The 12832-nt window shown below is 28.6% G+C and carries 14 protein-coding genes; 2 read left to right on the top strand and 12 right to left on the bottom strand.

Translation table 11 applies throughout. The annotated features are described in order from the left end of the window. The first annotated feature begins 111 nt into the window (after positions 1-111). Positions 112-846, top strand: a complete 735-nt coding sequence (locus ACTG47_RS19100; RefSeq protein ID WP_479925704.1) for a tRNA 2-thiocytidine biosynthesis TtcA family protein — start codon at positions 112-114, stop codon at positions 844-846. A 233-nt stretch (positions 847-1079) separates the two neighbouring features. Here ACTG47_RS19100 and ACTG47_RS19105 read toward each other — a convergent pair whose 3' ends face one another. The 12 genes from ACTG47_RS19105 to ACTG47_RS19160 all read right to left on the bottom strand — a co-directional run bounded on the left by ACTG47_RS19105 (position 1080) and on the right by ACTG47_RS19160 (position 12042). Then, positions 1080-1835 (bottom strand): metallophosphoesterase, encoded by a 756-nt coding sequence (locus tag ACTG47_RS19105; RefSeq protein ID WP_479925705.1) that lies wholly within the window; start codon positions 1833-1835, stop codon positions 1080-1082. Between the two features lie 121 nt (positions 1836-1956). Beyond that, positions 1957-2895 carry an SDR family oxidoreductase gene (locus ACTG47_RS19110; protein WP_479925706.1) on the bottom strand — a complete coding sequence of 313 codons (939 nt, stop codon included), beginning with the start codon at positions 2893-2895 and terminating at the stop codon, positions 1957-1959. A gap of 102 nt (positions 2896-2997) precedes the next feature. Next, the gene (locus tag ACTG47_RS19115; protein ID WP_479925707.1) at positions 2998-3648 is read right to left on the bottom strand and encodes an HAD family hydrolase; all 651 of its coding nucleotides are present in this window, start codon (positions 3646-3648) and stop codon (positions 2998-3000) included. A gap of 152 nt (positions 3649-3800) precedes the next feature. Further along, positions 3801-3989: a ferredoxin gene (locus tag ACTG47_RS19120; protein WP_003422320.1), complete on the bottom strand. Its 189-nt coding sequence runs from the start codon at positions 3987-3989 to the stop codon at positions 3801-3803. Between the two features lie 106 nt (positions 3990-4095). Beyond that, complete coding sequence (locus ACTG47_RS19125; protein WP_479925708.1) at positions 4096-5280, bottom strand: amidohydrolase family protein; 1185 nt, start codon at positions 5278-5280, stop codon at positions 4096-4098. 141 nt (positions 5281-5421) lie between these two features. Then, positions 5422-6339 (bottom strand): SufB/SufD family protein, encoded by a 918-nt coding sequence (locus tag ACTG47_RS19130; RefSeq protein WP_479925709.1) that lies wholly within the window; start codon positions 6337-6339, stop codon positions 5422-5424. Between the two features lie 21 nt (positions 6340-6360). Further along, positions 6361-7089 carry an ATP-binding cassette domain-containing protein gene (locus ACTG47_RS19135; protein ID WP_169469237.1) on the bottom strand — a complete coding sequence of 243 codons (729 nt, stop codon included), beginning with the start codon at positions 7087-7089 and terminating at the stop codon, positions 6361-6363. A gap of 175 nt (positions 7090-7264) precedes the next feature. Beyond that, the gene (locus ACTG47_RS19140; protein ID WP_054272042.1) at positions 7265-7465 is read right to left on the bottom strand and encodes a hypothetical protein; all 201 of its coding nucleotides are present in this window, start codon (positions 7463-7465) and stop codon (positions 7265-7267) included. Between the two features lie 124 nt (positions 7466-7589). Then, positions 7590-7970, bottom strand: a complete 381-nt coding sequence (locus tag ACTG47_RS19145; protein ID WP_479925710.1) for a VOC family protein — start codon at positions 7968-7970, stop codon at positions 7590-7592. A 270-nt stretch (positions 7971-8240) separates the two neighbouring features. Then, complete coding sequence (locus ACTG47_RS19150) at positions 8241-9599, bottom strand: MATE family efflux transporter (RefSeq protein WP_479925711.1); 1359 nt, start codon at positions 9597-9599, stop codon at positions 8241-8243. A gap of 398 nt (positions 9600-9997) precedes the next feature. After that, positions 9998-11176 (bottom strand): alpha/beta hydrolase family protein, encoded by a 1179-nt coding sequence (locus tag ACTG47_RS19155; RefSeq protein ID WP_479925712.1) that lies wholly within the window; start codon positions 11174-11176, stop codon positions 9998-10000. 101 nt (positions 11177-11277) lie between these two features. Then, the gene (locus ACTG47_RS19160) at positions 11278-12042 is read right to left on the bottom strand and encodes a helix-turn-helix domain-containing protein (protein ID WP_479927098.1); all 765 of its coding nucleotides are present in this window, start codon (positions 12040-12042) and stop codon (positions 11278-11280) included. 304 nt (positions 12043-12346) lie between these two features. Here ACTG47_RS19160 and ACTG47_RS19165 point away from each other — a divergent pair, with 304 nt between their 5' ends. Then, on the top strand, positions 12347-12799 hold the full coding sequence (locus tag ACTG47_RS19165) for a staygreen family protein (protein ID WP_479925713.1): 453 nt from the start codon (positions 12347-12349) through the stop codon (positions 12797-12799). Positions 12800-12832 lie beyond the last annotated feature (33 nt).

Raw genomic sequence — 12832 nt, forward strand, 5'->3', positions numbered from 1 at the left:
TTTTTGGTATGTTTGTCTATAATGTTAATTTTAGAGTATAAATTTTAAGTATTTTATAAGTAAATCTTAAGTAAATCTTAAATTTAATATTTTTGAAGGGTGGTGCTAAAAATGTCTATACAAAAACTTCTTAGTAAAGCTCGCAAGGCTATACAAGACTTCGATATGATACAAGAAAATGATAAAATTGCTGTTGGACTCTCTGGTGGAAAAGATAGTTTAACATTACTTCATATACTTAAAAGTTATCAAAGATTTTCTCCTCAAAAATTCGAATTGATAGCTATAACATTAAATACTGGTGATATTGATAATTCTCCATTAGATAAGTTGTGTCAGGAAATAGATGTGCCTTTTTATGAATTTCAAACTGATATAAAGGAAATTGTGTTTGATATAAGACAAGAAAAAAATCCTTGTGCATTATGTGCTAATTTAAGAAGAGGTGCCTTGAATGATAATGCTAAAAAACTTGGGTGTAATAAAGTAGCTCTTGGACATCATAAAGATGATGCAATTGAAACATTTCTAATGTCTATGTTTTATGAAGGTAGAGTAAATTGTTTTTCTCCAAAGACATATTTAGATAGACAAGATTTAACTGTGATAAGACCCATGATTTACATAGAAGAGTACATGACTAAAAAGATTTCAAAAGATTCTAATTATCCTATTATAACAAATCCATGCCCTGCAAATGGTCATACTCGAAGAGAATACATAAAGAATCTTATTGCTGATTTGAATAAAGAGATGCCAGATTTTAAAAGAAATGTGTTTGGTGCTTTAAATAATTCAGAAAAACTATTTATATGGGATAAAGAAAAGATAAAAAATTTTAAATAGTAATTAATATTTTTACAAAAAAGCAAGATTGTATTAATTATATAAATAAACCTTCTATAACCTACACAATCTTGCTATATTTCTTTATCTTATATTGTTTTTAATCTATATCTTAATAGTTATTAATAATGTTTCTATTATCTTATACTAGTTATAACTTGAACATTTTATATCTTAATTCAATCTATCCTTGAAAGTTCTATAAATTCTAATAAACAAAATAATATTTCATGTTAAATTAGAATATTAAATGCTACTATCTCTGGTATATTAAGAAATCTAAATGGTAATTTTGTACTTCCCAGACCTGAACTCACATATAAGTGATTTCCATCTATCTCATAAAATCCTTTAGTATATTTCCTTCCATATGGAGGAGTAACCAGTGCTCCCTTAAAAGGTACTCTTATTTGACCACCATGACTATGCCCAGATAAAACTAAATTCATTGAATCTTTACTGAGCATATCAACTAAATCTGGTTCATGTGCTAATAATAAATTAAAATTCTTCTTATCAGTTTTATTCTCCAGATATTTTATATTAGGATTTCCATTTAATATTTCATCAACACCTAATATATTAATATACTTATCATCAGCTAACTTTATTTTTTTATTTTCATTTATCAAAAGATTGAAGTTGGAATTTTTCATAATCTGTCTATAATACCTAGGAAGTTTATACATATAATCATGATTGCCGAATACTGAAAATTTTCCCAATCTAGCATTCATACTTGATAAAATAGCTGTAATTTCATCTATATTTGGATTTTTATTGGAATAATCAATTAAATCTCCAGTAAATACTATTATATCTGGATTTAAAGCATTAATCTTATTAGCTACTTTTTTAAGGTTCTTAGTTGAGTAAAAACTACCTATTTGAGTATCTGAAAATTGAACTACTTTTATACTTTCAGATTCAGTCTTCACTGTATCATTTTTTACCAAATTTCCACTTTCACTTATACTATATTTTTTCACGATTAATAGACTCGGTTCTATCGCAACTGAGTATATAAAAATTAAAATAAATATCAGTATAAAAATTTTTAAAAAAGACTTAACTCTTAAATTCAAAGTATCTACCTACTTATTTACTTTCTTAAACTATTTGCACTACAGATTCAACTTTGTCCATTTTTCTGTCATGCATTTTTGGTTTATTAGCTAAAAACCATTTATATGTGGATGTAAGCCCTTCTTTTAATAATACATTTGGTATATAAAGCCCATGTTCAATAAGCTTATTTATATCCAGATTGAAGTCTATATTTCTAAATGGGAAATATGTTCTTTCTCTAAACTCAACTTTTTCCATATCTACATACTTTATAATAGGTTCTTTACCAATAACTTCTCCACATGTATGTATAAGTTCGTCCCAAGAAATTAACTGTGGATTTGTTACATTATATGCCTCTCTTACATGAGGATTTTTCATTATACTTTCTAATACCTTTACCAAATCACCAATATATATAAATTGATTGCTTACTTGTTTGCCTTTTGGTACTGGTATCTTTTCATTTTTCTCTATTTTCTCGAAGAAATAATATTCTCTATATAAATTATTATTTTCACCATATATATAAGTTGGTCTAACAATTATATATGGTATAGAGCTACTTATAACAAAATCCTCTGCTTCTTTTTTATTTAGACCATATTTTCCCCAGTTTTCATTTTCACCCTTCTCATTTTCTTCTTTAATATTTCTTCCACTATCTTTGTATACTGCTCCTGCTGACAATACTATGTATTTCTTTAGGCTATCTAGGCTTACAAAATCAATAAGATTACTTACATCGTCTTTTGTATATGCCGTCATATCATATATGTAATCATACTTTCTTCCCCTGATAATGTTTTCCATATCTTTGCGAACTTTTCTATCACAAATTAGATGTTCTTTAAAACCTGTATAATCTATTTCCTTTTTACCATTTGTAAGTATATCAATTTGATACCCACATTTAATTAAACGCTTAGCAAGTGCAGAACCTATGAAGTCGCTTCCACCCATAATTAAAATAGATTTCATTTCAAGTGCATCCTCCTCTTTTTTAAATGGCTTCCTTAATTATAATATCATATTTTTAAATATGCTACAGTATTTTGTATTATTTTTGTTTATAAAAGATATTTATAGCAAAATATCTTTTATAAAATCTACACTTTCGACAATATAAGTAGGTTCACTTTCACTAATTTCTTCAAACGAACCATATCCATACAATACTCCAATAGAATCTACACCTATTTTTTTAGCGCCAATTATGTCATATTTTCTATCTCCAACCATAATAACTTTATCTTTATCTTTCACATTACATAAGTCTAGTACATATTGTATAATTTCATTTTTATTCACTCTTGTGCCATCAAAATTACTACCTACTATATACTTAAAATATCTATCTATATCAAAATATTTAAGTATCGTTTCTGCAAAAACTGTTGGTTTAGAAGTAGCTACTAATAATATTTTACCATTTGTATAGAGAATTTCTAATATCTCTTTTATATGCTCATAAATTTTATTCTCAAATATTCCTTTATCTGAAAAATACTCTCTATACTTTTCAACAGCTTTTTTAGCTTTATCATCATTAAATTTATAATAATCTTTAAAAGTATCATATAATGGTGGTCCTATAAATTGTTCCAAGTTGTCCAAATCTTCTTTTATACCAAAACTATCTAGTGAATATTGAATAGATTTTGTTATTCCTTCTTTAGGGTCTGTAAGCGTTCCATCCAAATCAAACAATACTATTTCATAGTTTTTTTTCATATTTAAATCCTCCACGTTTATAAAAGTAATATCTTATGTTTTATTTTATATTTATCTATCTTAAAAAGCTATAGTAATAGAACTTTCTAATACTATAGCTTAAGTAATAATTAAATCTTATATGTTTAGTGTTAAAATAAATTTGAACAGTTCTATTTAACTGTTATAGCTGAAACTGGACATCCTTCTTCTGCTTCTTTACATAAATCTTGTAAATCCGCTGGTATTTCCCCTTCAATTGCAACTGAATGTCCTTCATCACTCATACTAAAAACGTCTGGACATGTTCCTATACATGCTCCACAAGCTACACATACATCCTTATCAACAAATGCTTTCATACTAAAATACCTCCCCTAAAATTATCTTTTTTTAATTATCGTTTCCTTAGATATTTATCCAATATATGCCAATTTAAACATATATTTATTATTTTATCACTATTGTTTAATTTATTATAGTATCTTCGTATCCATGTCTATAAACTTCGCTACTCTTCATCCATGATTTTACAGTATATTGTAAACTTAATTTTTTATTTAAAACTAGTTCATTATCATTATAGTCTTTTATAATATAGTTACTCTTCTCCATTGTAAATATAGTAAAATCACCTTCTCCACCAACCTTTATTCCACCTTTGTTTCCATGCAAATCGAAGATTTTTGTTGGATATTCAGTTACTTTTTCTATACATTTTTCTAAAGATATTCCAAGTTCCATAATTTTATTTATAACAGTTAAAAGAGAATAATTTATGTCTTTCATATTTTTTATATGCATATCTGTGCTTATTAAATCTGGTTCTAATCCTTGATTTATTGCTTTTTTAAAAACTTTAAAATCAAACTGGTCTAATCCATAACACACATCAAATAATACGCCTCTATTCTTTGCATTTATTACTGATTCTCTTAATGTGCCAAATTCATTAAATATTCCATTTACACTGTTTCCATATACAGGTGTGACTACATCTCCTTTACCCAAAATATTCATTACTTCATCTATATATGATGGATGCTCACCTATATATACCACTAATGGTAAATTTAATTTTTTAGCAACTTGCTTTGATTTTCTAACTATATCTATGCCATTTTCATTAGCTTGAAATTTGCTTGCTTTTACTTTTATGCCCTTTATCTTTTCCATATTCTTTTCTACAACAGACTCAACATCGTCAAAGTTTATGACATCTAAAGAGGTCGATTCATTCAGTATATTTAATCCCTCATTTGTCACATTTAAAAATGAATATACTTCAGTTTTGCACTCATCCATATATTTTTTCTTAAAATCATAATAATTTAAAGGACCAGCTGTCCCTGCATCAAATATAACTGTTGAACCTTTTTCAATTCCAATTGAATCAGAGTCCATACCTGTAGGTAATTTTCTCTTATAACAATGGGTGTGAACATCTATAAATCCTGGAGAAATATACATATTATCAGCATTTATTATCTCAAACTCTTTGTTCGTAAGTAATTTTTCTTTTCTTATTTTTTCTTTGAGATTCAATCCAATAGCATATATTTTCCCATGCAAAACCAAGATATCTTTTTTTTCAAATTTGATACCATCTTTCGGAGATATTATTGTCCCATTTCTTATAAGTAAATTCTTCATCTATTCCACATCCTAATTACAGTATAATTTCTCTAATAGTTTTTCTTACATAAAGAAAATAAGTCTAAAAATAAAAATATCTTAGACTTATTCATTATATTATACTATATTCATTATATTAAATTAAATAGAAACTTCAATTTACTTTAAGAAGCAATTAAGTATTTGTTGTTCAGCCTCTTCTTCAGTAAGACCCAATGTCATCATTTTTAGTATTTGGTCTCCTGCAATCTTTCCAATTGCTGCCTCATGCACTAAGAGAGCATCTGGATGATTTGCGGCAATCTCAGGTATAGCACTAATTTGAGAATTTCCCATGATTATTGAATCACATTGGACATGTGCAGAGCAAAGAGAATCCCCTATAACGCAAGGATTAAACTTTTGCTTAGAATTATCTTGCCCAACTGTACGAGAAACCACTTGAGCAGATGAATTTTCTCCTTCTAAGACAACCTTCATATTAGATTCTGCAACTTGATTTCCATGAGTTAATAATTTCTCAAATACAACTATTTTGGCCCCTTTACCTAGGTTTGCATCCATTTCTCTTTTAGTTGAATCTACGCCTTTAATTTGAATTGTTTCCATCTCACAATATGAATCTTCATCCATATTAACAATAGTAACTGGATTTAAAATTTTCTTTCCTTCACCATCACCTTCTCCATAATGTTTTTCTACATATTTTAAGCGGGCTCCTTTACGTAAGAAGAATCTATGTATTCCATTATGTTCACTATCATCACAACCACAATTATGTATTCCACATCCAGCAATTATAACAACATCTGCATTTTCTCCAATTTCAAAATCATTATAAACCATATCCTGTACACCAGCTTCTGTTACTATTACTGGTATATGAACATTTTCACCTTTTGTGTTTGGTTTTACTATAATATCAATTCCAGGTTTATCATTTTTAGGAACTATAGTTACGTTTTCAGTTGAATGTCTTTCTATCCCTTGCCCATTTTTACGTATATTGTATGCTCCTAATGGAGTTCCACGAAGTTCAGCAACTTTTTCTAAAAGATTTAAATCTGTTTTGTTCATTTAATTTGCCTTCCTTTCTAATTAATTCATGTCTTTCATTAATTCACAACTTGAATTAACTTGGCACATGATTTCAGGTAATATAGCATCTTTTGTTCCATGGCTTTTTACTGAACCATCTTGTAAAACAATTATTTCATCAGCTAACTCTAATATTCTTTCTTGGTGAGAAATTATAATTATAGTCTGGTCAGACTCTTCATGTATTTTCTTAAAGCTTTCATTAAGCTTTCCAAAACTCCAAAGGTCTATTCCTGCCTCAGGCTCATCAAATATAGAAACCTTTAAATCTCTAGCAAAAAGAGTTGCTATCTCAATTCTTTTCATTTCTCCTCCAGAAAGCGAGTTATCAACTTCTCGATTTAAATAGTCTTTTGAACATAATCCAACATCTGTAAGGTATTGGCAACATATATCTGTAGACAATGGTTTTCCATGAGCAAGTGTAAGTAAATTTTCAACTGTCATACCTTTTATTCTTGGTGGTTGTTGGAATGCATATCCTAGACCTCTTTTTGCTCTTTCTGTAATACTAAGATTTGTTATATCTTCTCCATCTAAAATTATCTGACCACTAGTAGCTTTTTCAATTCCCATTATTAGTTTAGCAATTGTGGATTTTCCTCCACCATTTGGTCCTGTTATAACAATAAGCTTTCCTCTCTCAAACGAAAGGCTAACATCATTTATTATTCCTAGTTCCTCATTGTTAGACTCAACATTAAAGGAAAGATTTTTTATTTCAAGCATAATACCCCTCTTTTCTGTAAAATATTACATTGATATCCATTCTTTTATTATATCAGTAATTTTTATATACCAGCAACTCCAAAGAGACAAAATATGTATTAAATAATAAAAAAGATGAGTCTAATATTGACTCATCTTAAAAAATTCTTATTATAAAATTATATGTATTTAAAAATTAACCTTCTATATACTCTAGTATTATTTTTTGATTATCTTTTAACATAATCTCTTCTTTTTTAGATTCTATTCCATTCTTTTTTATCTTTACCTCAGCTATAAAAGCATCATTACCTTCAACCATTTCTAATAACTCATAAGCCTTTTTACGTCCTATTTTAGTTGCTATATCTTTTAGTACTGCCATTTTCTTAAACATTTTATCACCTCTACTCAAAATTTTCAATTGATTTTTAATTGTATAATCCTAGTCTTAGACTAAATTATAATAATTATTGCCTCTAATTATATCAGATATTGAGTAAATTTAATACTTTGTAAAATTATTTATCTTCTCTAACCAAATAATCATTTCCATCCTGGTCTTTAAATGAAAACATCCTTCCATAAGGCATTTCCATTAGTTCACCAACCTCAACTTTATTGTTAGCCATTTGTTCATAAGTTCCATTAATATCTCTTGTACTTAAGATTATTGATGGATGAGATACCTCTATCTCTTTATTTTGTTCCATCATTAGATTTTTATCATACAACACAAATGTAGTAAACTCATTTTTGCTTGGTGCTATTTCTACCCATTTCATATTTGGACCCATTTCCTTTTCATAAGTTACTACAAAGTTTAATTTTTCTGTCCAAAACAATTTTGCATCCTCTTGATTATTTACATAGAGACTTATCTTTCCTATTTTATTTATCATAACAATACCCACCTTTATTATTAAATAAATATCTAATATTTTTTATATTTAATAATATACCCATATATATTATTTTCTATAGATATATATTTCTAATATTTATCCCATATTATATAATTCTAAACTATAATGTAATTTATTCATCTCATACTATTATAGACTTTATTTATCTGATTCAATCATTCTGTATCATACTTATAATTATGAGAATATATATAGTAAAAATCACTCTTAGATAGAGTTTTCTATTTAAAAGTGATTTTATATGTCCTATGCAATTTTGTGTTTTAGCCACTTTGTTCCTCTTAATCTTAAACAATATAAGGTTCCTCTAACAAGCCAATCCGTGTACATACCTATCCAAATTCCAAGTACTCCAAATTCTAACACAACTCCCAACACATAACCTATAAAAATTCTAAAAATCCACATACCTATTATAGCTGTCATCATTGTATATCTTGTATCACCTGCCCCCTTTAACCCTGCTGACAATACAAAAGATATAGGCCATATCACCATGGCTAGACAATCACTTCGAATCAGTTGTGTTGATACATCAATTACACTAGTATTTTGAGTATACATACTTGAAATCCAGGGTGCAATTGGCATAAATATAGCTCCTACTGCAAATAAACAAATTGTTGCAAATTTAGTTAAGTATAGGAGAGTACTTTTAGCTCCTTTAATATCTCCACGTCCTATATACTGGCCTACCAATGTTGTTGCAGACAAGGCTAGAGCATTTCCAATTACATTTATGATAGATGCAATTGACATTCCTATTGCGTTGGAAGCAATTGCTGAGGTTCCCATAGTAACTATAAATACCTGAACAATTAATTTTCCTGCATTAAAAAGCAGCTGTTCAACACCAGCTGGTATTCCTATATTGAATATAGATTTTTGAGTTTCAACATCAATCTTAAATGGAAATATTTTACCTATAGATATAAATTTATTTCCTTTGAATAAAGCTCTTACAATAACTATACATCCAATTATTCTAGCTATAGCAATAGACATAGCTGCACCTGTTATCCCATAAGATGGTGTTTGGAAATTTATACCTAAAGGGTTTAAATCAATACCATATATAAGTATATACCCCAGTGTCACATTTATTACATTCATAAACATAGTCACATACATAGGCTTTTTTACATCTCCACAACCTCTTAGAATACCATTCGCTATTTGCTGTGTTGCAATAAATGGATACGTAAATAATGTAAACTCTATGTATAATTTTGCATTTGATTTTACCAATTCTTCTGCTGAACCATAAAATAAATTAATTACACCAGTTCTAAAAATCCACATTAAGATTGTTATTGTGAATGATAGTATTGCCCCAGATACTAGAGCTTGCTTGATAGTTTCATTCACTTTTTCACTATCTCTTTTACCTATTTGTTGAGCTACAACAACAGTAGCTCCTACAGATAATGCAGCAAATACAGATATGAATATATTGTTTATTGAATCAACCATTCCAACTGCAGATACAGCTTCTTCCCCAATATGACCTGCCATCATTGTATTAAATACCCCTAGAAGCATGACAAATGTCTGCTCTATCATTATAGGAATTGCTAATTTTATAACATTTTTCCTTATAAACATCCCACTTCCTCTTTTCCCTCTTTATATAAATTTAAATTTTAGTTAGTTTAGTGAACTGTAAGTTAATCTTTTAAAATTTAAATTTATATTCCTGACATGATAATATACTGTATTTAAAATAATATTATTCTTGCTTAATATCATTTTAACACAGTATATCTTTATAATTATTTTATGTTTATTATTTTTTATGGATACTAAATTTTAAGTATTTGTATATTTAATTACCAATTAGCTCTCAAATAATTGTACTAAGACCATAGAATTAGACAGATACCAGTTGATAGTAAGAAAATAATCACCATACCATCAAAGAGACAATACAAAGTCTTCTCTGCAACAACATTTTTTATTTTGAAGTTGCTCTAGTGGAGTTTCGTATAACTCAAAAGTCAATTTTAAACTCTATTAGACCTTTTCATCATCATAATCCAATTTGAAATTGTATCTAAAACTAGCTCACTATTTCCACAATTACAGTGATTACTAGCTTGCTCTGCCTCTGTCATAAGTCGGAATGTAAGAGAGCGTACATTGGTAAGCAAATCAATCTCTTTTCCAACAGTTTTATAGTCAATGAAATGATCTTGTGTCGCACCTAAAATCAAAATATCTTGCGTTACCTTTTCTGCAATAGGCCCTAGTTGATAATTGTTGATTGTTTGAAAATAATCATATGGAGTATCTGCTTCATATGCATACATTCCATGCTTTAAACCCCATACTACTAGACTATCACCACACTTCATTTTTTGACTTATTATGAAGTTTACTAACCCTTTTGCTTTGAATTTTAGCAGTAAACGAAGTAATTTTTGAGTCTTTACTGGTTGCGATCCGATAACTACGTCTAAAAAATTTGGAAATACAGACCAAGCCACCACACGCTCAATTCGTCCTTCAAATGCTGCTGCTCTTGGTGCAAGAAAACCTCCCAAGGAAGCACCCACAATAGTTATATTTTCTAAATTAAAATAGTCTAAAATTGCTTTCACAGGACGTTCCCATTGATAAGTGAAGTGTTTCCCCTGCAAACGCATCACACCACCTTGACCAGGACCCTCAAAAAGATAAACATCAAATCCCTGTGATGCAAAATAAATCATCGGAAAAAAGAATTCTTCAAAGTAAGAATCATTTCCACCATGAAGCAAGATAATGTCCTTTTTCTCTCCCTGAGCTTTTGCATACATCACAGGGAGAGTAGTATTTTCATATGGTACATGAAAAATCTGTATAGCTCCTGTTGAGAAGTATTCAGTATAGTAGTCGTAAAATAGAGTAGTCGCTTTTGTATAGGCTACTATTTTATCAGGGTCGCCATCGTACATAAAAAATTCACTCATACGATAGTAAGCAATAGCATTTTCTATACGGTCATCTTGTTCAGCTTCTTGTGCTAGATAGGTAAGTTCTGCTTTCCAACTATCACTATCGACAATTTTAGAAGCAACTTTTTGTATATCCTCCAAGCGTCCTCCATCCCACATAATAACCCTATTCAACTGAAAATTAAAATTATCATTTGTATTAAAGCAATATAGCCCTTTATTAAAAAAAATTTTGTTGTTTTTCATATCATCACTCCTAAAAAGAGAATACGTAGTGATAAAGAATAATCTTTATTACTATGTATTTATTGTAACAAACAGTAAAGCTATTAACTTTCAAATAGACGCTACTGATAGATAAAATATATTCTACATTTTCCTGCAAGCTCACTTGCAGCAATGCCAAGATATTTCTTACTGGAAGCTGAAAAATGAGAAGGGGAACTAAACCCAGCTTCCATAGCAGCTGTAGTAATATCCACACCTCTTAACAATATTTCATAAGCCTTGCGAAGTTTTGAGAAAGCTAAATAACTATTTAGTGATATTCTTGTTTGTTCTTTGAAAAGATGAGAAAATCGACTTTGAGATAATTTCAACTTTGAACATATCTCAAAAATGATTTTATTTTCAATATATGTATACTTTAGAATGTGATTCAGTGCCCATTGTATTCTACTGTCTACAACAGACATAATATGATAATTTAAATTTAATAGACGAAAAACCTTCTTTGAAAAATCAATATAACTTTGAGGCAACCCTTCAACCTGACAAATAGTGTAAATCTCTTGTATTTGTTCAACTATAAGATTATCCATGACGAAAAAAGAATGCTCTAATAATTGATATTTACTAAGATTTTTGGCAAGTGTACTTGTATCCTCTATTAAGAAAACTAGCATTTTATTTTCTTTACTTGCCACTGTATGTGGGACATTGGAATCAATAATAATCCCATTACATTCTAATTTCTCTGTCTCATTAAACATCACAGACAAGTTACCAGAAAGTGACACAATAATATGTTTTGCAAGATGTTGATGAATTGTCGGTTGTCTATACTCTGTATCTAAAAATATATGGTCACTCATCACACAAATAGTAGTCATAGTGTCCACCTCCTTATTTATAACTTAGCATATCATACCTTTATTTATTAATAAAAAAACTAGTAATTGTAGGAAATTTTTAATGTTACACAATTTCTCAAGAGAATATATTATCTGCTCACGACATCATTAGTTTTAGAGAATAGCTTATTTAATATAAGTATATTTTTCATCTTTATCCATATTTTAATTACATTGATTTATATAAAAGATAATCTAAAATATAAAATCTTACAATATAAATGTAACAAATTTGACTCAATTTAATATTGTATTTTATAGACTATTTTTAGGATGTGATACTTTGGTTAATTTGAATTCAACTAATTTAAACGTAAATATGGTTTATCCTGTTTCTGCTACAGAACCTATACGTTTTAGAAGATACACTGTTTCATACTCAGAAGATATGAGCAATATTTATTTAACTATAGCTACCTACTTCGATACACTTAGCTTAGGAACAGTAAGTATTGATAAAGTTTATGGTCAATGGGCTTGGGTTGTTGGTGATATATATGATTTAAATCTATTCGTTTTTGTTGGAAACTATCCTTATGAAATTGCTAGAAATAGATATGACGCTTTTGTTAATGTTCTTCCAATTGCGATTACTTCCATTGTAAATGGAGATAGATTGTTCTTAGTCTCTAACTCTTGTTTATTAAACTCAAAAATTACAGTTAGATTTATATCCAGTCATCCTACACTTAATAGAACCATTGATTATGGCAGTATTAGAAATTTTGTTTTGTAACATTGCAACATGATGTACTATTTAAAGCAACAT

This window comes from Clostridioides sp. LIBA-6622 (assembly GCF_056716095.1).